Source organism: Fannyhessea vaginae DSM 15829, from assembly GCF_000159235.2.
Taxonomy (GTDB): domain Bacteria; phylum Actinomycetota; class Coriobacteriia; order Coriobacteriales; family Atopobiaceae; genus Fannyhessea; species Fannyhessea vaginae.
Map to the genome: position 1 here is coordinate 155019 of NZ_ACGK02000002.1, position 23182 is coordinate 178200.

19 protein-coding genes, 1 tRNA gene and 1 riboswitch are annotated in these 23182 nt (G+C 42.4%); of the genes, 13 read left to right on the top strand and 7 right to left on the bottom strand.

All coding sequences use genetic code 11. The features are described from left to right. Nucleotides 1–95 precede the first annotated feature (95 nt). Nucleotides 96–1655 carry an aminotransferase class I/II-fold pyridoxal phosphate-dependent enzyme gene (locus HMPREF0091_RS04785; protein WP_006303166.1) on the top strand — a complete coding sequence of 520 codons (1560 nt, stop codon included), beginning with the start codon at nt 96–98 and terminating at the stop codon, nt 1653–1655. 192 nt (nt 1656–1847) lie between these two features. Here the strand turns inward: HMPREF0091_RS04785 and HMPREF0091_RS04790 are convergent, their stop codons facing one another. After that, nucleotides 1848–2636, bottom strand: a complete 789-nt coding sequence (locus HMPREF0091_RS04790; protein ID WP_006303167.1) for a gamma-glutamyl-gamma-aminobutyrate hydrolase family protein — start codon at nt 2634–2636, stop codon at nt 1848–1850. A gap of 414 nt (nt 2637–3050) precedes the next feature. Here HMPREF0091_RS04790 and HMPREF0091_RS04795 point away from each other — a divergent pair. Then, nucleotides 3051–3127 (top strand) — tRNA-Met (locus HMPREF0091_RS04795). A gap of 313 nt (nt 3128–3440) precedes the next feature. Further along, nucleotides 3441–5000 (top strand): coiled-coil domain-containing protein, encoded by a 1560-nt coding sequence (locus HMPREF0091_RS04800; protein WP_010242102.1) that lies wholly within the window; start codon nt 3441–3443, stop codon nt 4998–5000. A 224-nt stretch (nt 5001–5224) separates the two neighbouring features. Here the strand turns inward: HMPREF0091_RS04800 and HMPREF0091_RS04805 are convergent, their stop codons facing one another. From HMPREF0091_RS04805 to HMPREF0091_RS04830, 6 genes are all read right to left on the bottom strand, one after another. Continuing rightward, nucleotides 5225–6286, bottom strand: a complete 1062-nt coding sequence (locus HMPREF0091_RS04805) for a hypothetical protein (RefSeq protein ID WP_232235975.1) — start codon at nt 6284–6286, stop codon at nt 5225–5227. A 471-nt stretch (nt 6287–6757) separates the two neighbouring features. Then, nucleotides 6758–6850 (bottom strand): IS1/IS1595 family N-terminal zinc-binding domain-containing protein, encoded by a 93-nt coding sequence (locus HMPREF0091_RS06360; protein ID WP_438830558.1) that lies wholly within the window; start codon nt 6848–6850, stop codon nt 6758–6760. A gap of 323 nt (nt 6851–7173) precedes the next feature. Further along, nucleotides 7174–7932 carry an amino acid ABC transporter ATP-binding protein gene (locus HMPREF0091_RS04815; RefSeq protein WP_006303171.1) on the bottom strand — a complete coding sequence of 253 codons (759 nt, stop codon included), beginning with the start codon at nt 7930–7932 and terminating at the stop codon, nt 7174–7176. Between the two features lie 31 nt (nt 7933–7963). Next, nucleotides 7964–9721 carry an ABC transporter substrate-binding protein/permease gene (locus HMPREF0091_RS04820; RefSeq protein WP_006303172.1) on the bottom strand — a complete coding sequence of 586 codons (1758 nt, stop codon included), beginning with the start codon at nt 9719–9721 and terminating at the stop codon, nt 7964–7966. A gap of 179 nt (nt 9722–9900) precedes the next feature. Beyond that, a riboswitch (Lysine riboswitch) is annotated at nt 9901–10063 on the bottom strand. Nucleotides 10064–10542: 479 nt separating this feature from the next. Beyond that, complete coding sequence (gene eno, locus HMPREF0091_RS04825; protein WP_006303174.1) at nt 10543–11832, bottom strand: phosphopyruvate hydratase; 1290 nt, start codon at nt 11830–11832, stop codon at nt 10543–10545. 183 nt (nt 11833–12015) lie between these two features. Further along, nucleotides 12016–12393, bottom strand: coding sequence for a hypothetical protein (locus tag HMPREF0091_RS04830; protein WP_006303175.1), 378 nt, complete (start codon nt 12391–12393; stop codon nt 12016–12018). A 363-nt stretch (nt 12394–12756) separates the two neighbouring features. Here HMPREF0091_RS04830 and pdxS point away from each other — a divergent pair, with 363 nt between their 5' ends. From pdxS to HMPREF0091_RS04880, 10 genes are all read left to right on the top strand, one after another. Continuing rightward, on the top strand, nt 12757–13704 hold the full coding sequence (pdxS, locus tag HMPREF0091_RS04835; protein ID WP_006303177.1) for a pyridoxal 5'-phosphate synthase lyase subunit PdxS: 948 nt from the start codon (nt 12757–12759) through the stop codon (nt 13702–13704). 52 nt (nt 13705–13756) lie between these two features. Further along, complete coding sequence (locus HMPREF0091_RS04840; protein ID WP_006303178.1) at nt 13757–14512, top strand: type 1 glutamine amidotransferase family protein; 756 nt, start codon at nt 13757–13759, stop codon at nt 14510–14512. 129 nt (nt 14513–14641) lie between these two features. Continuing rightward, the gene (locus HMPREF0091_RS04845) at nt 14642–16765 is read left to right on the top strand and encodes an ABC-F family ATP-binding cassette domain-containing protein (RefSeq protein WP_006303179.1); all 2124 of its coding nucleotides are present in this window, start codon (nt 14642–14644) and stop codon (nt 16763–16765) included. Next, the gene (locus HMPREF0091_RS04850; RefSeq protein ID WP_006303180.1) at nt 16758–17459 is read left to right on the top strand and encodes a hypothetical protein; all 702 of its coding nucleotides are present in this window, start codon (nt 16758–16760) and stop codon (nt 17457–17459) included. Before HMPREF0091_RS04845 ends, HMPREF0091_RS04850 begins: the two co-directional genes overlap by 8 nt. 135 nt (nt 17460–17594) lie before the next feature. Next, a complete protein-coding gene (locus tag HMPREF0091_RS04855; protein WP_006303181.1) occupies nt 17595–18290 on the top strand; it encodes a site-2 protease family protein in 696 nt (231 codons plus the stop codon). A 103-nt stretch (nt 18291–18393) separates the two neighbouring features. Further along, nucleotides 18394–19197 carry a segregation and condensation protein A gene (locus HMPREF0091_RS04860; RefSeq protein ID WP_006303182.1) on the top strand — a complete coding sequence of 268 codons (804 nt, stop codon included), beginning with the start codon at nt 18394–18396 and terminating at the stop codon, nt 19195–19197. Nucleotides 19198–19213: 16 nt separating this feature from the next. Beyond that, nucleotides 19214–19846 carry an SMC-Scp complex subunit ScpB gene (scpB, locus tag HMPREF0091_RS04865; RefSeq protein WP_010242118.1) on the top strand — a complete coding sequence of 211 codons (633 nt, stop codon included), beginning with the start codon at nt 19214–19216 and terminating at the stop codon, nt 19844–19846. Continuing rightward, the gene (locus tag HMPREF0091_RS04870; RefSeq protein ID WP_006303184.1) at nt 19847–20704 is read left to right on the top strand and encodes a pseudouridine synthase; all 858 of its coding nucleotides are present in this window, start codon (nt 19847–19849) and stop codon (nt 20702–20704) included. Further along, nucleotides 20701–22242, top strand: a complete 1542-nt coding sequence (cmk, locus tag HMPREF0091_RS04875) for a (d)CMP kinase (RefSeq protein ID WP_006303185.1) — start codon at nt 20701–20703, stop codon at nt 22240–22242. Before HMPREF0091_RS04870 ends, cmk begins: the two co-directional genes overlap by 4 nt. Nucleotides 22243–22279: 37 nt before the next feature. Then, complete coding sequence (locus HMPREF0091_RS04880; RefSeq protein ID WP_006303186.1) at nt 22280–23128, top strand: 4-hydroxy-3-methylbut-2-enyl diphosphate reductase; 849 nt, start codon at nt 22280–22282, stop codon at nt 23126–23128. The last annotated feature ends 54 nt before the right edge of the window (nt 23129–23182 follow it).

Sequence of the window (23182 nt, forward strand, 5' to 3'; positions counted from 1 at the left end):
AAGCTTATTATTTTTTTGCTCTGCACAAAGGCCGTACAAGACTTCAATGCTTTGCAGGTAGGGTGCTGTGTTGCACCTATGAGGGGAGCACTACTATGACTACATCTCTTGTTACACCAATATTTACGCAACAATTGGTACATTTTATGAAACAAGCAGGTCTTCGCCAAATCGATCTCATTGAACGTGCACGTCAAAGGGATGTTAAGCTTGGTAAAAGTCAGCTGAGCCAGTATGTAAGTGGCAAGTCGCTTCCTCGCTATGATATGGTTCAAACGCTTGCTGAGTTGCTTAACTGTACTGCCGATGATCTTCTAAGCGCACCTTCACCCAAAGCTTCTAACATGCAAGATAGCTTGCACCAGGCACAGAGTAGCTCTCATGTAGAGCATGACCATGTCGTTGCAACTTCCACTCATACGCCAAAACCTAAAAAGCCATGTCGCAGCTTTAAGAAATCATCCAAGCTTGATAACGTTTTGTATGATGTGCGTGGCCCTGTGGTAGATGAGGCATATCGTATGGAAGCAAGCGGTGTTCATGTGCTTAAGCTTAATATTGGAAACCCCGCGCCGTTTGGATTTAGGGCGCCTGATGAGGTCATTTACGATATGCGTCAGCAATTAACCGATTGCGAAGGCTACTCTGATAGTCGTGGACTTTTTTCCGCGCGCAAAGCCATCATGCAATACGATCAGCTCCGTGGCATTCCTAACGTTTCGATGGAAGATATTTACACGGGAAATGGCGTATCCGAGCTTATTAACCTTTCTATGCAGGCATTATTGGACACTGGCGACGAAATTTTGGTTCCTAGTCCCGATTATCCATTGTGGACCGCGTGTGCAACGCTTGCTGGTGGTACTGCAGTTCATTATCTGTGCGACGAACAGGCTCATTGGTATCCTGATATTAACGATATGCGCTCTAAAATTACGCCTCGTACCAAGGCTCTTGTTATTATCAACCCCAATAATCCTACCGGCGTTCTGTATTCACGCGAAGTACTGGAAGATATTGTTGAACTTGCGCGTGAGTTCAATTTGATGATCTTCTCTGATGAAATTTATGACCGACTTGTTATGGACAATAAAAAGCATATTTCAATTGCCTCGCTTGCGCCCGATTTGTTCTGTGTTACGTTTAGCGGCCTTTCAAAATCGCATATGATTGCAGGATATCGTATTGGATGGATGACGCTTTCGGGAAATAAATCAATCGCACGCGACTACATTATGGGCATTAACATGCTTTCAAACATGCGCCTGTGTTCAAACGTTCCTGCACAGTCTATTGTTCAAACAGCTTTGGGTGGATATCAAAGCGTAGAAAATTATATTGCCCCAGGTGGACGTGTTTACGAACAGCGCGAATTTACCTATAACGCTCTTTGCAACATGGAAGGTGTTTCGGTAGTAAAACCCGACGCCGCGTTTTATATGTTTGCTCACCTCGATAAGAAAAAGTTCAATATCAGCGATGATGAACAATTTGCCCTTGATTTGTTGCGCGAGAAACGCGTGCTTATCGTGCACGGAAAAGGTTTCAACTGGGAAACTCCAGGTTATTTTAGAATTGTGTATTTGCCACGTTTGCAAACGCTTTCCGACGCTCTTGGCAAAATTGCCGACTTTTTAACTTCGTATCATCAATAAATATATCGTTGTAAGCGCGTTTACGCTCAAATAACGTACGTACTAACGATAACGTGGGATATCGCTCAACAAAAAACCGGGCCTTGTGCCCGGTTTTGTTGGTAAGTTTGGGTTTATGCGTCTGTATGCGCGACTGCATGTTTGCACGCCTATACGCGTGTCTGCAGCCTTGTCGCTCGCGTGTTCAAGCGCCTATGCGTCCATATGATCTCGCGCGGCATTTACAAAGTTTTGGATAAGCTGCATATGTTCTGGATAATCAAAGCACATAAGTTCAGGGTGCCACTGAACAGCCTGAACAAAGGTTTTATCAGGCATATACACTGCTTCGATAAGATTATCATCAGAAAACGCCATGGGAACAAAGCCTGTACCTAAATCCTTAAGCGCTTGATGATGTCTACTATTTACACCAACATGGTTATGCGTAAGCAAGATTTGCTCTTCCCAAAGCTTTGCCAAAGGAGTGGTTTGTACAATTGATACGGTGTGCCACGGCTTAAAATAAGGCGGGCGCATACTGTGTGTATGAGCGTTAGGCAATTGCGTGGGAATATCCTGATACAGTGTTCCTCCAAACACGCAGTTCATAATCTGAATACCGCGACAAATTCCAAAGACGCACTTATCAAGTTCAACTGCTTTAGAAATAAGCAAAACTTCGTAGGTATCAAGGTCGTCGTGGGGCAGTTGCGTTTGCGCAAGTGCTTCTTCATGATAGAGCGCAGGATTAACATCGTCGCCTCCTGTAATGAGTATGGCGTCAACGGCTTCAAGGTATGCGTCTATCACAGCAGCATCACTTGTTACTGGTAAAAGCATAGGCGCCGCACCACATGCACTAATAGCACGAATATACACGCCCAACGCTGCGTATTCATCTGTTGCGCAAAGGTTTCTGGTAGTAATGCCTATACGAGGCATACGCTCATGAGCGCATGTTGAGATAGGGGAGTGGTTTGTCTCTTTATGGTATTGCATGACGTATAGCTTCCTTATAATAATAGTTTCCTTATACTATGAACTTGAACTTATTCTAATAAGTATATAAATGAAAATACTTCCCCATAAAAAATTTGTTATTTTGAAATATATTGGTTATAGTTCATTAGAAATTCGTAAGAGTTTATAGAGGGTCTATCTTGCACACACGCGAATAAAAATCATCAGTAATTCACGATGGGAGCATGTTAGCACGTATGTATGTTTGTTTGTGCGTATTGTAGTATCTAAGTGAATAGATGTCCCGTATATGCACGGTGCATACATGAAATGTAGGAGTTATATGGTGAAGTGTGTTGTGCTTTAGTAAGTGTTGACATGTTCTATAAAAGAACGTATATTTATATCTTGCGCATGGGAACCTATCATAACTTTAAGGTTCTTATCATACAGTGCGGGGTGGAGCAGTTTGGTAGCTCGCCGGGCTCATAACCCGGAGGTCGTTGGTTCAAGTCCAGCCCCCGCGACCATTTGATTTCAAGCCATCCTTACGGGTGGTTTTTTTATTCCTTTTATTATATGTTGAACACCTTTCATAGAACGTATCTCATCATTCTCAAATACTTTTCGTAATATGTGTACACGAACTCGAGCAATAAATTCATAAAGTATTCACAAAACAATATATAAAAGCTTGACAAATAATACGGGGGGGGGGGGGTAGGTCTCATTGTTAATTCGATTTAGCATACCAAAGATTAACAAGCTTTATGTTATATCTGAAACTTTTATATGCTTCACATCGAAGACTTTACATGCTTTGCGATTAAAGAGGTGTTTTGTATGAAGCATATGAAAGTAACCAAAAAAAGTAACGCACAATTTGCCATAAGTGCAGGTTTGTCGGCACTTATGGTATGTTCTACTTTGGGTGTCGCTCCTGTGTTGGCTGTTGCCGATCCTGCTCCAAAGTCAGCAGTTAAGGATTTTAGTAAAATCGCTCAACAGGTTCAAACCTATGATGCTGCAAAGCTTCATCCTAACGCAACTCAGGAACAACTTGACAAGCTGTATCCCACAACAGGGGACTCTCAGTCAAAGATAACTGTAAAAAATGTAAAAAACATGAAAGCCAAACTTGATCAGGAGCAAAAAGTTATCGATGGCAATAAACTTGCACAACCTGGTGGCTATCTTGAACAAGTAACAAAAGATAAGAATCAAGCTTCTCACGATCTACACGAGAAATATAAAGCACTCGAAAAAGCTGAAAACGAGTTAGAGAAAGCAAAAAGTGTTGATTACTTAGCTGATTTAGATCAAGACGCACCTCAAGAGTTAAAAGATAAAGCGTTGTCTGGATACAATGCAGCAGTTGAAGCGGCACAGAAGGTAGTTGTTAGTGCTCAAGATGAAATAGCAAAAGCAACTAAGGTGCTCCAACAAAAGCAATTGTTACAGATCACTGTTCAGCTTGATGCACTAAAGAGCCAATTAGCTACCAAAGTTCCAAATTCCACTATGTTGAGTTACTATGAGAAATGGCTTGCAGGTAAAAAGGCTGAACTCGAAAAATTAAAAACTATTGATTTAGGTGATTTTTCAGAAGAATATTTAATGATTCCGCGTGAAGAAGCTGAGCAGACTCAGACGTGGGAAGCTTTGAATAAAAAAACGGATGAGGTTAAAAACCGAATCAAAACTTTAGAGCAAAAGATTAAAAATGTTAAAGACAATCCAGATTATAAATCTATTACAGAGCAGATTAAAGATTTGGAAACTCAACAAGCTTATCTAAAGAAGGAACTTTCAATTTCTGGGCGTCTTTCTCTTGGGGAAGTTCTTGGTGGTATAAGCGCAGATGACATTCTCAACAATGTGGGTAAACTTCATATTGCATCTATAGAAGACCTCACCAGAGCTACAGTGGATCCTGCTATCGAGACCTTAGCCCAAAAAGCAGAAAAAGAAGGTTTAAGCTTTACTGCAAAGCAAATCCGTAAAGCTAAAACGCTTGATGGTGCAAACAATTTGCTAAAAGAAGCAGAGAAATCTGCTATCGAAACCTTAGCTCAAAAAGCAGAAAAAGAAGGTTTGAGCTTTACTGCAAAGCAAATCCGTAAAGCTAAAACTGTTGAGGGCGCTCGTGCATTGCTTAAATTTGCAGAAGATTCCAAGCTTAATAACAAGCCCGAAAATAAGCCTGAAGCTCCCGAGCCTGATAACTCGGGTGATAGCACAACCTCTGGTGATTCCTCTCATGACAATACTTCTATGAGTAAGGAAAAAGCTCAAGCAAAGAAGACTCCTAAGACTTCTGACGTACTTGCAACTCTTCTTCCTATGCTTGGTGTTGTACTTGGTGGAACTTCCATTGCATTTGGAAAACATATGCGTCACTAAGGTGGAACTTGATTTTTCGTAAAGCATAGCTAAGAAAAATCCTCCTCAGCAATGGGGAGGATTTTTGTTAGAACAGTTTTCTTTTCTATTCGTAGCGCCGTATGCATGTTGTACGGTGATTATTCATAATCGCAGCACCTGTGTAGTGACGGGTAGTGCAATATAGCCTATTTCAAACTAAAAGCCCTCCAGAACTTACCCGCACATATTTGGCACCAGGCAAATTACTTCTCAATACTCTTTTCCCACTTTGGATTGACGGCAATACCAGTAATGCGTGCGTTATCTTTTCGATACTCTGCTAAGCTATCTACATTAAATAGGTGCTCATATTCACCAGTTTTAAATACATAGCGCGTAAAGTCAAGAGTAGAGTCGTCATTCTCTCCATCGTCAAGACGGTATACAGCATAAGGTGTTACATCAAAGAGAGGGTATCTTCCTTTGTGAGGCAGTATCTCGAACGTATAGAGGTGCTCAGCTTTTCCTGTTGTTATGTCAACTGAAAACACCTTACCCGTCCTTGTAACGAAGCACAACTTGCTCCCAAGCAAGATACCTTTTTCTCCTCCCGCGTCATGAGCGTTCATGTCAATAACGCTTCCATCGGAATTTACTACATCGATCATACGATGTGTATGCTCTTTTAGGTTCCATTCTTCTAAAACAGCATGCCCTTCATTTTGCTGCTCAGAAAAACTCAAGAGATAAATACTATCGTTGTAGCGCTGATACATTTTGTGCGCGTGCTTGATACTGCTATCGTAAGGAATGCTCTCAAGCACTTGAGGGTTTTGCGGATCGTTTGCAGGATATACCTGAACTAAAACATCGAAATGCTCTATCTTCGCAAGTTCTTCATCTGATACACCAGTGTGCTTTTGATATACCGCTTTTGCTTGGTCAAGAAGATTGGGTGCATGGTTTGTTTGAGCTATGGCGTAAAGCGTATCTCCACATGCCCCCATGCTCATGTAGCCACCGCGTACATCTACACTTTCAGTTTTATCTGCATCTCCTATAAGAACGGGCTGTTTGTAACCTTCAGAAGTACCTCCAACGCCATAGAATGCCATAAATCCTTTGCCATTATCTCGAGGATAACGTGCATATTCCGTTTGTGGTTTTATGTCGCGTGCAAGGACCTTTGTCCCATGATCATTGGTGAAGAAGTCAGAATCTTCACCGCCATAAAATATGCCTGTTGTTGTCCATATGGGATCTGCAGAAAGCATTTTTCCTGAACGAAATGCACGGATAGCACCCGTTGGGCTTGCAAGTACCATATACCCCGTTTGCGGGGTTAAATCGAAATAACTATACGTAGGTTGGCTACTTAATTGCACAGCAAGCACTTGGTTTTCAGATGTGAAGCTTTTTGAGTTCATAGTATCAGCCGGCTTAAAAAAATAAAAAAGTATGAGTGATACCATGCATACAATTGCACATATAATGCTAACTAAAGCGCGTCGTTTTATAGTGCGACTCATAATAAGCCTCCCTTCGTCGGACAAGTTTTAAATCTTGTCTATTGTGAATAAATTGTAATTATTTTATATCATTTATATAAAGACATCTAGAAAAACTTTTATTTAGTGATATAGGCTTCAATTGCCTAGATACCATTCTTTAGGAGTTGGCACTAGAATCTTTTAACCACAAACTCATGAACTTAGAGCTGTATGACAAAAAGTGTGTAAATGAGTTATTCTGTCGTAAAAGGATAAGTATTGCTGTGATGTAGTTCTGACCACACTTCAGCGTTTCCATATGTATCGTGATTGCGAGCTTCCACACTCAAGACATCTATACCGCTGCTTTCCAGCCTTTGTCTTGCCATCTTTTACCATCTTGCTACTACAAACGAAAACAAATATTGGCGCTCATAATCCACCAACTAAAATTAGGAATTTTTTCTCTAATTTAGATGGTTTTACGTGCTTATATGCTGTTATTTTTACACACTTTTGTCCTATAACCCATAAACTTAAGAACAAATCCTCCCCAGCAATGGGGAGGATTTTTTTAGAACAGTTTTTTCTATTCGCAGCGCCGTATGCATGTATTGACGAGGTATACTCATCGAACACTATGCTTGGCACCTGCGGCTTCTATCCATATGATCAATACATATGTTCGTCCTAAGTTTTGGTAGTTTAGATTGTTTCTAAGGTTAGATATGTTTTTGACCGTGCAGGTATCGTGCAAGAAATTCTTGCGTCCGTGCATGCTGTGGATTATCAATAACCTCCTCGGGCTTTCCTTCTTCTAAGATAATTCCTTCGTTCATGAAACATACATGCGAAGAGACATCTCGCGCAAATTCAATTTCGTGCGTTACAACCATCATGGTAAGCCCGGCATTTGCCAAGTCCTTCATAGCGGCAAGCACGCTGTCTACCATTTCGGGGTCAAGTGCGCTGGTAGGCTCATCAAAGAGCAAGATTTCGGGATCCATTGCAAGTGCACGCGCAATAGCAACACGCTGTTTTTGACCACCCGATAAAGAAGCTGGTTTTGCATGAATAAAATCTTGTAGCCCAACGTGTTCCAGCTCCAAAGCAGCTCTGTCTTGTGCTTCTTTTTTGCTGCGTTTAAGTACATGTGTTTGCCCAATAACGCAGTTATCCAACACACTTAGATTATTGAACAGATTAAATTGCTGAAACACCATGCCAACTTTTGCACGATACGGTCCTAGTTCAAAATCGGGATCAAGAATAGAAGCTCCATGATATAAAATTTGACCGCCCGAGGGTTTTTCTAACAGGTTTATACAGCGTAAAAAAGTACTCTTACCCGAACCAGAACTACCAAGGATACTAATTACCGAGCCTTTATACAATGAGAACGATACATCTTTAAGAACGCTGTGTTCTCCAAATGATTTTTGAAGATGTTGTATGTCTAGAATGATTTCTTTTTGTGTCATGATGACTCCTTATACGCTTACATGGATAGAACTATGCTTTAGCAGAAGATACATACGCATTAGGTGCAACGATATGCTTTTCAACATATTTGAGTCCTAAACTTGCAAGAAAAGTAAGTGCAAAGTAGATAACGCTTGCAATGAGATAGGTTTGGAACGTTTGATATGTGGTACCTGCAATAGATTTAGTAATAAAGAAGAGTTCCGATACGGCAATAACATTTAATACTGATGTATCTTTAATGTTCATATTTAACTCGTTACCAACTGAAGGCAAAATACTGATAACTGCCTGCGGCAAAATAATATGTACCATAGTATCCCAGTGATTGAGGCCAAGTGCATGAGCACCTTCGAGCTGTCCTTTGGAAACACCTAAAATGCCGCCGCGGACGGTTTCGGAAAGATATGCACCTGAGTTTACCGATACAATGAAAAATGCCGAGGTAAGCGGTGATAAATCTAGATTAAAGAGTAATTTTGAACCGTAAAAGATAAGCATTGCCTGAACCATCATTGGTGTTCCACGGAATACCTCAATATATATTCGTATGAGTACAGCAACACTTTTATAGAGCATATAACGGATACGATGATGTTTTGACACCTGGATGGTTTGATAAATTGCAATGAGCAGTCCAATTAAAAATCCTATAAACGTAGAGATAAACGAAATAATAACCGTATAGAATGTTCCGCGAATAAATTGGTCATGATAGGTATTCCAGATTTCTGCAATTTGATCAAAAAAGCTGGGGTGTTGTTCTCGTTGATTAAGATTTACCATGTCTTGCATAAGTGTTTGCTGTTGTTGAGGGGCAAAAGAGTCGAGAGCACGGTTGAGATATTCCATAAGCTTTGAACCTTTGCGTATACCAATTGCGGTAGACGCATCTATGCCATGAGTATCAAATCCTGCTCCGTCAGCAAATGAAATGAAGGTTAATTCACTATTTGCAGCTACTGCAGCCATAGCAGCAGGTCGTTCAGAAACATACGCATCAATTTTTCCACTCATAACCGAAGCAATCATCGTGGGGAAATCGCTAAATGCTACTTGTTTATTCACGTTAGGAATTTGATCGATCAACTTATAGTGAAACGTATTGAGTTGAGCGGTTACTTTGGCACCGGCAAAGTCTTGAATGGATTTTGCCCCTGCAAATGATCCGCTTTTTTTAGTAACCATTACCATATCGGAATAGTAATAGGGGTGTGTGAAATCTATTTCTTTGCAGCGCTCTGGTGTGGAGGTCATGCCTGCGATAATAGCGTCAATTTTACCCGATTGAAGCGCAACCGAGAGTCCATCCCATTCCATTTTAACAATCTTGAGCTTAAGACCCAGGGCGTCAGCCATACGTTTTGCAACCTGCACGTCGTAACCATTTGCATATTCACCAGTAGAATTGCTAATTGGCACGCCATCGTGTGCATCGTTGGTTTGCGTCCAGTTATATGGCGCATAGTTTGCTTCCATACCAACGCTTAGAACACCTGGTTCTGAGAGCTCTGTTTGTGAAAGTTCTGATGGTAGCTGCGTATCTGTTGAGTCAGACTGTTCTTGAGCAATACCTGGCTGATATGTGCTTGCAAGGAGCAGCGCACATACAAGTGTGCTAGCCATAAGCTGCAAGAAGTGTTTTGTGGCAACACTACATAATTGCTTAAAACATAGATACGTATAATACAAAGATTTTCGATACGTACGAACCGCAGTACTATATAATCCTTTGAGAAATTGTGTAATTTGTTGGGGTGTGTGCTTATGCTGTGCTGAGCCGTTCATAAGACGCCTTTCGCTTGAAGTGCGGTGTAGATACGATAAGGCTGAGCACGGATACATATGTATACAGTCTGAGATGAAGTGCCACAAAGGCATGTATAAAAACAGTTTTATCTGGCTTTAATCGTACCTGTTGTGTTATACGCTCCAAGTACAATTATGTATAAGCGTTTAACTGTTTTATTTTCAGTAGCGCTCCACATCTGTGACAGTTACAAAGATATTATCCCTGTACCCAAGCATATTATTTGGCAATAATATGCTTTCGGCGTTTGGCACCTTTCCTTTTCTTCACAGCTCCCGCTCAAAAAAGTAATCTTTACCAAACGCTCCTCTACCTTACGTGGCTCAAAGTTTACTCGTCTTTACATAAATTGCAAGCAAAAATTTACTCATTGGTGTGTATTTAATGGTCATATATTAATTATAAATGTATAAAGCCGATTGAATATCCAATAAACTGTAAAATTCTCGTAAAGAGGAGTTACGAGATGTAATGCATGCTTGCATAAGGAAGCCTTAAAAAATTACGATTTGATTTAAGGGATTATATAGAGGACACAAAATGTATGCAAAAGGCTCCCTCATTTTATTCATCAAAATTTTGCACATACAAATGGTTCGATGCTCCTATGTTTTTGAATAAATAGTGATGACGCCTCGTGAATCATATTGTTATCGCATTGATAAAGCCATTATCTCTTGTGCAGTAAGCGCATATGTCTTTTGTGATGTGTGTAAATTTCTGACAAATAAGCCCCGCACGTGCCACAGCACCTACGAGGCTTATTGCTTAGCTTAGAGCTACTTTATAACACTTTGTATTAGCGAATGTTATAGAAAGCGGTTTTACCCAAGAATTCTGCAGAAGAACCAAGACGATCTTCAATACGAAGAAGTTGGTTGTATTTAGCAACACGGTCGGTACGAGCAGGAGCACCAGTCTTGATTTGACCAGCGTTTGTAGCAACTGCGAGGTCTGCAATAGTGGTGTCTTCGGTTTCACCAGAGCGGTGAGAAACAACTGCGGTGTAACCAGCACGTTTAGCCATTTCGATAGCCTCAAGGGTTTCGGTAAGAGAACCAATTTGGTTAACTTTAATAAGGATTGCGTTAGCTGCGCCAACCTCAATACCTTTAGCAAGACGCTTGGTGTTAGTTACAAACAGGTCGTCACCAACAAGTTGAACCTTCTTGCCAATGCGCTCGGTAAGTTTCTTCCAGCCTTCCCAGTCTTCTTCTGCAAGACCGTCTTCAAGAGAGATGATGGGGAACTTGTTAACGAGCTCTTCCCAGTAGTCAACCATTTGATCGCTGGTGAGGGTGCGGCCTTCGCCTTTAAGCTCATAGTTACCGGTCTCTTTGTTATAGAACTCAGAAGAAGCAGGATCCATAGCAAACATGAAGTCTTGGCCAGGCTTAAAGCCAGCTTTCTCAACAGCTTGCATGAGGTACTCTAAAGGCTCAGCATTGGTTTTAAGGTTAGGAGCAAAACCGCCCTCGTCACCAACGCCTGTATTGTGACCAGAATCCTTAAGAACATTTTTAAGAGTGTGATAAACCTGTGAGCACCAACGAAGTGCAGTCTTAAAGTCGGGAGCACCAACAGGCATAATCATGAATTCCTGGAAGTCTACGTTGTTGTCAGCGTGAACACCACCGTTAAGTACGTTCATCATAGGAACAGGAAGGGTGTGACCATTTGCACCACCAAGGTACTCATATAAAGGAAGACCAGCGGATGCAGCAGCAGCACGAGCTACAGCCAAGCTTGCGCCCAAAATGGCATTAGCACCAAAGTTACCTTTGTTGGGAGTGCCGTCTGCTTGAATCATAGCAAGATCGCAGCCACGTTGATCATTTGCGTCACGACCAACCAAGAGCTCTCTAATCTCGTTGTTTACATGACCAACAGCAGTTAAAACACCTTTTCCTTGATAACGATCTTTGTCGTTGTCGCGAAGCTCAACAGCTTCAAACTCACCTGTAGAAGCTCCAGAAGGAACAATAGCGCGACCAAACGAGCCGTCCTCAAGTTCTACCTCAACCTCTACTGTTGGGTTTGCGCGAGAGTCGAGAACCTCACGGCCATACACGCTTTTAATGTTGCTCATGTGCAACTCCTTTCATAAATGCTTATGTATGAAAAATATTTACATAACCTTGTATAGTATAAGCTAAGTTTGAAGTCTTGACACCTATTTATAATTTTATGCACAACTCGCATATTTGCCCAGTGTTCTCTAGACATTTTTGTGTACCCATTGCATAGGGTATCCAAGAGTTTTGTATACGTATTATTTTTTTCTTTGGAATACAACCATTCTCCGCGCAGATGCGTATATACCAAGGCAAAGAATAAGACCAAGAGCATTGATAATAAATTCTAGGAGTGTTTTGTCTCGTGCCATCATACCAAATGCGGCACAAATAAAGCATAAAAGCACGGCAAGTGAGGCGCGGTTCATTACCGTTACAGCGCGTGAGGGTACGTTTATAAGGCGCGCAGAAACATAGCCCACATATATCATGGTTAAACTTTCTATGACGCATAAGTACACATGGAATTTCATGGGGTCTGCCGCAATAAGTAAACATGTTGCAATAATTGAGATAATTCCCAACAAGAGCGATGTAAGCGCGGCAAATTTTACTGTTTTAGCAAGCGTATTCAAGGCTTCTCCTATCTGCCCTTAAGCTATAATCCCGGCTGAAATCATAGGCGCATACAAGTTTGTACAAGTACGTGTATATCACGGGTTTGCCCAACGGTAAGCATGGTACAGTTGGCTTGTGACATACCCAACAAGTGTGTGGCTTGATTTCGTGCGTTACTGGTAAGTATAGCAAACTTAAGTAATGCGACGCAGCGTCTGTTCGTGTTGTTCATTTCACATCGTAATATATGAGCTTAGCTGCAGGTATATCATCATCTGTCTTATGTCTTTATGGAACTGCTCCATCTTATGAATAAACCTGATACCATTTATAACATCAAAGGTTGAAGTCAACATACAACTAAAGGAGTTGCAACGTTTATGAATAACTCGGATTCCTCGGTATGCAATGTATCTGATGTCAACGTAAGTGCAGATACACAAGTGATGAGCGACTGCACAAGCCGCCAAAAGCTTAATCGTCAACTTGCCGCTATGCTTAAAGGCGGAGTTATTATGGATGTCACAACGCCCGAACAAGCGCGTATAGCCGAAGCCGCAGGCGCCTGCGCTGTTATGGCTTTGGAGCGCATTCCTGCTGATATTCGCGCGGCTGGCGGTGTAAGTCGCATGAGTGATCCTTCTATGATTAAAGGTATTCAACAGGCAGTTTCTATTCCCGTTATGGCAAAATGCAGGATTGGTCATTTTGTAGAAGCACAGATTTTGCAAGAACTCAATATTGATTACATTGATGAATCCGAAGTCTTAAGCCCTGCAGACGGTGTTTATCATATTGATAAAAACGAATTTAACGTGCCATTTGTATGCGGTGCCAAAGATTTAGGAGAGGCGCTTCGCCGTATAGCCGAAGGTGCTTCTATGATTCGCACTAAAGGCGAGCCTGGTACGGGAGATGTTATTCAAGCCGTTACACACATGCGCCGTATGCAATCGCAGATTCGCTGTATTGCTGCTTTACGCGCAGATGAACTGTTTGAAGAGGCAAAGCGTCTACAAGTTCCTGTTTCGTACGTAAGCTATGTTCATAAACATCAAAAACTTCCTGTAGTTAACTTTGCGGCAGGTGGTGTGGCAACGCCAGCCGATGCTGCACTTATGATGCAGTTGGGTGCTGAAGGTGTGTTTGTGGGAAGCGGTATTTTTAAGAGTGGCAACCCTCAAAAGCGTGCCGAGGCTATTGTTCAAGCTGTTACAAACTTTAACGATCCTTCTACACTTGCGCGTGTGTCACAGAATTTAGGAGAAGCAATGGTTGGTATTAACGAGCAAGAAATCCAGCTTCTTATGGCTGAGCGTGGTAAATAAGCTGTGTCTGTAATAATTCTAAATTATGAAGGATAGACATTAAAGGATAAATATGAACAACACGCACGTACGTGCAACATTTAGAAAAAAAAGAATTGGCGTTCTAAGCGTCCAAGGTGCTTTTATCGAGCATATCCATCTGCTGCGCAACTTAGGCGTTGACTGTTTTGAGATTAGACAAGCTCATGATATAGCACATTCGTTTGATGGACTTATTTTGCCTGGAGGAGAATCAAGCGTGCAAGCTCATCTTCTTAAAGAGCTTCAGTTGTTTGAGCCGCTTCGCAACCATATTTTACAAGGCATGCCTGTTTTGGGCACCTGTGCAGGTCTTATTTTATTAGCTGCTCATATTGATGGATCGGGAGATTTAGCGTGTGTAGAATCTTGTGATGCGTCTCAAGATAAGCACACGCCTTTACGCGAACAAGGTTTTGGTGATACCGAGACCTTTTCTCAACAGAGTGTCCTTGATACGCGCGCTGCAGTACATGGTTTTCAAACGCTTAAGGTGCGCGTTTGTCGCAATGCATATGGGCGCCAACTTGCAAGTTTTCATGCGCAAGCACCAATACATTCCTTAGCCACTGCTTCGTCGTCTGTTAACGCCCCTGCGCAGTCTCATCTAATGCAGCTTACGTTTATTCGTGCGCCTAAAATTATTGCGCAAGATTCTTGTGTTGAAACGCTGGTAAGTTTGGATGGTTATTCGTGCGCGGTGCGTCAGGACAATCAAATTGCCTGCTCGTTTCATCCTGAGCTTGATGCAGAAGTGTATTTACACGAGTTGCTGTGCGCGGCTTCGTAAACCAACAGGCGCGTGTTTGTGTGGGGCATTTAGCATGTTGTGGACAAAGTTTATAGTATGCAACATGGTATATTCATGTAGTAGGATGGTAAGTTATTTTATGAGTGGTAACGATAAGGAGTATCTTTTGTGATAGCTCTTGCCGAAAAATTATCTAAATCATTTGGTCCGCAACTGTTATGGTCTGATGTTGTCTTACAACTTAACGCTGGCGAACGCTGGGGGCTTGTTGGTCCTAACGGAGCTGGTAAAACAACCTTTTTAAAGATTCTGATGGGACTTGAAACCCCTGATGAGGGCCGTGTAAGCTTTGCGCGCGATATACGTGTTGGCTATCTTGAGCAAGAAACAAAACTTTCAAAAGATACAACCGCTTTAGAAGAAGTTGTGCAATCGGCTCACGAAGTTGTGCGTTTACAATCTCTGCTAAGCGATCAAGAACATCAAATTGCGCAGCTCAGTAGTTCTTCCTTACATACAGCTCAACAAAAAGAATTGGACGAATTGCTTGCAAATTACAGCAAGAATCAAGAAAATTTTGAGCGTTTGGGCGGCTACGAACTACAGGCGCGTGCTCAGCAGATTTTAGGTGGCTTGGGATTTCCGGTAGAGGATTTTCACAAGCTTGCGTGCGAATTTTCGGGTGGATGGCAAATGCGTATTTCGCTTGCCAAGTTGCTGCTCAAGCATCCAGATTTATTACTGTTAGACGAGCCAACTAACCATCTTGACCTCGAAAGTGTTGCATGGCTTGAATCGTTTTTGTCAAGTTATGATGGCGCGGTGCTTATGGTATCTCATGACCGTGCATTTATGGATGCTTGTGTTTCGCACATTGCGTCAATCGAAAATAAGCGCGTTATGACGTACGTGGGAAATTATACGCGCTATCTTAAACAGCGTGAAGATAATCTTATACAGCTGCACGCAAAACGTGAAGCTCAATTGCGCGATATTGCCCATATGCAGGTGTTTATTGATCGTTTTAGGTATAAACCCACCAAAGCAAAACAGGTGCAAGAACGCGTGCGCCGTCTTGAGCAAATTAAGTCGGAGCTTGTAGTATTGCCGCAAGCGTCAAAGAAAGTGCATTTTAATTTTCCTGCGCCACCACGAACAGCAGATACGGTAGTGTCAGTTGAACATGTGTCAAAACATTTTGAAGATGCAGTTGTGTATAACGATGTGAATCTCGTTTTATATAGAGGAGATCATGTTGCGCTCGTAGGGCCTAATGGTGCAGGTAAATCAACACTTATGAAGTTGATTTGTGGCATCGAAAAACCAACAGCAGGAAACATTGTGCTTGGGAAAAATGTTGAGTTTTCTTATTATGCTCAGCATCAGCTTGAAACGCTCAACGAACGTAATACCGTATTGCAAGAAATGGGTGAAGCCTCAAATACATGGACTACCTCTGAACAACGTAGGCTTTTAGGTGCGTTTTTGTTTCACGGAGAAGATGTTGACAAACGTGTTAGTGTGCTTTCGGGTGGGGAGCGCGCTCGTTTGGCTTTGGCAAAAATGCTGGTCTTTCCCGATCCTCTTTTGTGTTTGGATGAGCCTACCAATCATTTGGATATCGACTCGGTTGAAGTGCTTGAGCATGCATTAACTACCTTTAAGGGCACTGTTTTGTTGGTAAGCCATGATGAACATTTGGTACGAAATGTTGCAAATAAAATTATCGAAGTGCGCAATCATCAGGTTCGTGTCTTTGATGGTGATTACGATTATTATCTGTATAAGCGCGAAGAGTTGGATGCGCGCGAACAAAAAGATGCTGCTGGAGCGCACGCCCAAGTGCGTGTAGACAATACTGGGTTGTTGCATGCTTCGCACGAACAGAGAAGTGCGTCTTTAGATACGCTTTCACAGGGTAAGAAAGCTGAGGCTGTTGTTTATCAGAACTCCACGCGTACAGATTCCCCTTTGGATTCACATGATCATCTGGCAAAACGTAATGTTAAAACCAAAGAGCAGCGCCGTCTTGAGGCCGAAGCGCGAAATCGCGCGCACAGACGTGTTGCGCGTGAGCGAAAACGCTTGTCAGAAGTTGAGGCAGCTTTACAAGCATCTACTTCGCGCAAACATGAACTCGAAACTCGTATGTCGGATCAGGAAATTTATCAGCATAAAGATGAATTTAATGAATGCATGAACGAATATAATGCGCTTTCTCAAAAAATTGACGCTTTAGAACAAGAATGGCTCGAATTAACTCGTATTGTGGAAGAGGGAACAAATGAGTAATCCCGATAATATGCATAATCCATATGGCGTGCCTGATGACGCGCGCGATGCGTATGGTGTACGTGGCGCTTATGATGGGCGTTCCGCTTATGATGAAGGTGCCAATCGCTGTGATAAAACAATTGTTATGCCTGCGTCTTTTGCGAACAAGGGATATGCAGCTCCTACGGTACGTCGTCAGCGGATAGCACAATCGCCTCAGCCTTATGATCCAGGCTCCGATTCTGAATATGCGGCATATGCATCGCCACAGGGTGGGTATGAGCCGCGTCCCATACCTTCGCCTTCACCGCGCCCCATGCGTAAATCAACACCTGAAGCTATGCGTCCTGAACGCGCTGATTATTATGCGTCAACAGTAGAACGCGCAGTCTCAGGCCTGTTTCACGGCATCACAGGTTCACTTGTATCTGTGTTTTGCCAGTTCATTGCAGTATTGTGTCGCGTGTTCGCATGGATGCTTTCGCTCATTATTGTAGGAAGCGCGTTGCCGTTTGCACCTTTGCGGTTTGCTTTTCTTATGTTTTACCATACGGTTTCACGTATTTTACCGCCAGTTTTGGTGGGGTCGTTTATTATCGAGAGTCCATTTGGTGGCATTTTGCGTGGCGATTACGTGATAGTAACTCTTATTTTGTTTGTGCTTGACCATCTGTTATGTCGTCTTGCGTTTACTTTACGAAACAGCAGGTAAAGTGCATATATACGCCTTGTGTATTTCTTGTATATAGTTGACCTTATGCCCTCTTACCGTTATGATAAATGAGTACATATGTTCTATATTGGCATATGCATGATGTAGGCAGCGTTCGCGTAAAAAGTAGGTGTTATGCTCAAAGACCCCATTTCCAGTGCAACCTCTGTTGCAATAACCGTGGCTATTTTAGTTGTGTCGTGTATGCTCCACGAGATTGCTCATGGTTTTGTTGCATATTTGTTGGGCGATGACACCGCCAAGCGCGCGCATCGTTTAACGCTCAATCCACTTGCGCACATCGATCCTTTTGGTTCGGTCATTTTGCCATGTCTTATGAGTTTGGCGCATGGTCCTATTTTTGGTTTTGCTAAACCTGTTCCATATAATCCGCGCCGTCTTAAAGGCGGTAGACTGTCAGAGGTTTTAGTAGCCCTTGCAGGGCCTTTGTCAAACGTACTACAAGCATGTGTAGCTCTTGGAATAGTGCGCGTATTGTTTGCAACAAACGGTTTTAAAAGCATGCCCTTTCAGCAAGATATAACAACAACTATATTTGTATATAAAATTTTAATGCAATATATGGTCGTTAATATTTCGCTTGCAGCATTTAATCTCATACCGTTGCCGCCGTTAGATGGATCTTCTTTGTTGGGTCTTTTTCTTTCTGGCAAACTTCGTCAAACATACGAGTATATACAGCACTATTCTTTGCCTATTCTTATGATGGTGTTATATGTACTGCCTTCTATCTTGCATTTTGATATTATAAGTTGGTATGTTACGACTGTTATTCATTTTGCTATGGAGTTTATGCTTCAGGGTTTATAGTTTCTGCTTGCAAGAATTTTGACTTACTAGATAGTACAAGCCAAAGTATACAAACACAAACAGAGCATGAGCATACCAAAGAAGAATATAAGGAGGATAGATCATGTCGTTTAGTGTGCAAACGCCTACATACAGCGGACCTTTTGATCTGTTGCTCCGTTTAGTGTATCAACAAAAAGTTGCTATTGACACCATTTCTGTAAGCAACGTTATCGATCAATATCTAGAAGAAATTAAGCATCTTAAACAGCTTGATTTAGAAGTTGCAAGCGATTTCGTACTTGTTGCTTCAACGTTGCTTATGATTAAAGCATCAAGTGTTGCTCCCTTAGATACTAGTGAGAGCAATCAACCTCAAGAGATAGATTCAGAAGAGCTTGATGACTTAACACCACAGCAAGCACAAGATTTACTTGTTACAAGGCTTTTAGCGTACAAACAATTTAGAGAAGTTGCTCGTATGCTGCAAGCACGAAGTGAACAACATGCACGTATGTTTGCAGCTCGTGTGTTGCCTCTGCCAGATCAGCTCAACTACACGCCTAACTTTTTAGAGGGTATTACTCTCAGAACATTGGCTGTTATCTGTGCAGATATCGACAGCCGCCATCAAGAGTTTCTTTTGGAGGCTTCTCATATTGCTAAAAAACGCAGGCCTATTGCTGTAAGTATTGCCAAACTCGATCAACTCACGCGTGAAAAACCTTGTGTTCAATTTGCACAAGTTGTAGGCAAAGATCCAACACCGGTGGTTGTTGTCGAAAATTTTCTTGCTATGCTTGAGCTTGTACATATCGGCTTTGTAGAAGTACAACAAGCACAAACATTTGGAAGCATTGTGCTCCAACGGGTTCAAGGCACACAAACTACAGCGTTTGATACATCGCGTTATGCAGGCGAGAACTAGGATAGGAAAGGCGCATATGGATACCTTGCAATCAAAATTAGAAGCGCTTCTTATTGTTTCTCAAGAGGCTGTAAGCGCACATACACTTAGTACGTTTTTAGACGTTTCTGCTGATACGGTACAAGATGCACTTGTCCGTTTGCAACATGAGTATAGTAACGAAAACCGTGGATTCCAATTATGTGAAGTTGTTGGTGGGTGGCGTCTGTATACGCATCCTGCATATCAGGATTTAATACAGGCATATATTCAAACATGGGATTATAAGCGTCTTTCTCAGGCTGCATTAGAAACGCTTGCGGTCATTGCATATCATCAGCCAGTAAGCCGTGAGGGTATTAGAGCTATTAGAGGAGTTGCAAGCGATGGGCCGCTTGCATCGCTTAAAGAGAAAGGCTACATTCGCGAAGCAGGCCACGATAAGCAAAATCCCCATGCGGTGCTGTTTGCTACTACCAAAGCATTTCTAGAAGCGTTTGACCTAAGAAGCCTATCTGATTTGCCACCTCTCGAGCAATTTGCAGCAAACGATGCTTCAAAAGAGTTTATTCGCCAACGTCTTCAAGCAACATCTCAGCAGACAGAACTGTTATCCGAGGATATTGCCCAAGAAGTAGAAGCTCAAAATTCGCAGATTGGTAATGAATAAATGGCACTTGATTCTTCTCATTATAACGAACAAGATATTATAGCTGGGAAGTATCCAAGTGATCACTTTACGATGCGTTTGCAGCGGTTTTTAGCGCGCGCAGGTGTTGCGTCGCGCCGTGGTTCGGAAAAGCTTATATCAGCAGGTAGAGTATGTGTTAATGGTAAACAAGTTAGGGTTCTTGGTACTAAGGTTATGCCTCAATACGATCATGTAACAGTTGATGGCAAAGAGTATGTGCTTGGAAATGACCATGTTTATTTGCTGCTTAATAAACCTTCACAGGTGCTTACAACGATGAGTGATCCTTTTGGTTTTCCTTGCGTTGCTTCTTTGGTGCCTTGCGATGATTATCCAGGTCTTTTTCCAGTGGGTAGGTTGGATAGCGATACTACAGGAGTTTTGCTGTTTACTACCAATGGCAATATGGGCAATCGTTTGCTTCATCCGTCACATCATGTGTGGAAGACTTACGTTGCGCTTATCGAAGGCAAACTTACCTCATCTCAAATGCAAAAGCTTTCTCAAGGTATAATGCTAGAAGATGGCATGACGAGTCCTTGTTTTATACGCACTATCACGCAAGATGAGCCATGCACTCACCTTGATAAAAATCATTCACTTTTTGATGATATGCGCCTCAATGCTGCAAGCTCACTGTGTGAACTTAAAATACATGAAGGAAGAAATCATCAGGTAAAACGCATGTTGCAAGAAATTGGGCATCCAGTTATAAAGTTGCATCGCTTTCAGTTTGGCCCTTTGTGCCTTAATGCTCAAATTCCATTAGGATCGTGGCGCATGTGTACACAACAAGAAATACACGATCTCGAAACAGTTTGTGAGGATAATACATGATCATTGCAATAGACGGGCCTTCAGGTTCGGGTAAATCTACCGTTGCAAAGGCTCTTGCACATAAAGCACATCTTACCTATCTTGATACAGGTGCTATGTATCGAGCAATAACATGGCGTTGTCTCAAACATCAGGTGTCTTTTGATGACACACGCGCTATCATCGCGTGCGCCCAAGCTATGAAGCTTGTTATGAAATCAGATGAAAGAGGATTGCGTGTAGAAGTTGATGGGGAAGACGTCAGCCACGAGATTAGAAGTGCGCAGGTAGATGAGCACGTGTCTCAGGTTGCTGCGGTACCTGAGGTTCGACTTCTTATGCTCGAAAAACAGCGCGCATTTGGACAAGAAAGCGATGTTGTTGCAGAGGGAAGAGATATTGGTACTGCGGTGTTTCCTCATGCGCAAGTTAAGATTTTTCTTACCTGCGATGCTGCAGCTCGTGCACATAGACGCGCTGTTCAGCGCGCTGGCGGAGATCTTGCAACCGCTACAGAAGCACACGTTTCTCCCGATGAAGAAGCAGCAATTTTAGCCAATCTTCTTAAGCGCGATGATATTGATTCTCACCGTAAGACAACACCTTTAAAAGCTGCAAAAGACGCACATCATATAGACAGCTCGCATATGAGTGTTGATGAGATTGTTGCTCAGATTATGCAGTATATGAATGAGTCTGTTTCCCATGATGGGTCTGCTCTTAATGCTAAGGATCAACGTAGCGATAAAGCTTCTTTTGATACAGAGCCTACAGATAGTTCTTCTTCAAAAGACACAGATTCATCTGCATGCATGCCGCATGCTACGTGTCAGCGTAATTCGTTTGACAGCTACTACGACACACCAATGAAAGAACACCCGTGGTATGCACGCCTACTTTTTGCATGTGTTATGGTACTTTGTTGGATCGGTACCAAAATTTTATGGCCATGGAAATTTTACAGCATGCCTTCTGAGTTGCTTCGCTCCAAAAAGCCGCACATCATTGTGATGAATCATGTATCTGCACTCGAGCCGCTTATGTGCGTGATGTATTTTTACTTCCACGGAATACGTGTACGATCGATGTATAAAAGCGAATTCAATACGCATAAGCTTAATGCTTTTGCCTTAGCAGTTGCAGGCGGTATTCCCGTACAGCGTCATACTGCCGACATTACATGCATCCATCGCTGCGAAAATGCACTTAAACGGGGGGAATGGTTGCTTATTTATCCAGAAGGTACGCGTATACAAGATCTTTCTGTTAAGCCAAAAATTTATGGTGGCTTTGCGCTTTTAGCGGCTCGTGCTCATGTGGATGTGTTGCCTATTTGCGTTTTGGGTGCGTATTCAATAGCACACGCACCTCGTTTGTGGAAAAAAGTTGGACGCATCTACTTTAAAGTAGGAGAAATACTTTCGCTTGACCAGCTAAAACAGCAGGTAGAAAAGCCTATATCTAAAAAACAACTGATGCAGCTGTTAGAAACGTCTGCAATGGATAGGGTATATACCTTGCGCGAAGAGCTTATGCAGCGCTATCCGCATAAGCTGTAGTAAAACTGTTGTGTCACCCTAAGATAAAGTAGGTCGTATGCATATTCGTATAGCCACAGAAGCTGGAGCTTGCTACGGTGTGAATCGTGCGTTAGATATGGTGGAAGCTCTTTCTCATAAAATACATGGACGTATTCATACGCTAGGCCCTTTAATTCATAACCCTCAAGTAGTTTCAAAGCTTGCCGCCAAAGGCGTTGAGGTTATTCACAACGCTGATGAGGTATCGGGCAAAGCAATTTTGCTGCGTACGCATGGCGTTACTCCCGAGGAAGAAAAGAAAGCCTATCAAAGCCACGACATTGTAGTAGACGCAACATGTCCTTTTGTAATTCGTGCACATAGAGCAGCCGAAACGCTTACCAAAGAAGGCTATCAGGTGCTTGTGTTTGGAGAAAAAGGTCATGCTGAAGTTGAAGGCACCTTAGGTCATGCACCGGGTGCTGTGTGTGTTGAAACGCCCGAAGACATCGAGGCTCTTTCAATCAAACGAAGAGTGGGGATTGTTGTCCAGACAACGCAAAGTCGTCGACGTCTTAAAGAGATTGTAGCGGCTCTTGTAGGTAAAGCTGAGGAAATACGTCTGTTTGATACGATTTGTGAGGCAACGTCACTGCGCCAGAATGCAGCAACAGATTTGGCAAAGTCGGTTGATTGCATGATTGTAATTGGCGGTAAAATTTCTGCTAATACTACGCGTTTAGCTGAGATATGCAGAACGTATTGTGATCATGTATATCATATCGAGACTGCCGAAGAGCTCGATCCTGCGTGGTTTTCTCCTACCAGCGAAGTAGGTATTACCGCTGGCGCGTCTACGCCTCAGTATCAAATTGATGAAGTGTATAAACGGCTCATGTCTTTGTATCCCGCGTCCGACAAATAAGCAAGAAGTTCACATGTATAAGCAATATGATTTACATGTACGTGCATGAAAGCA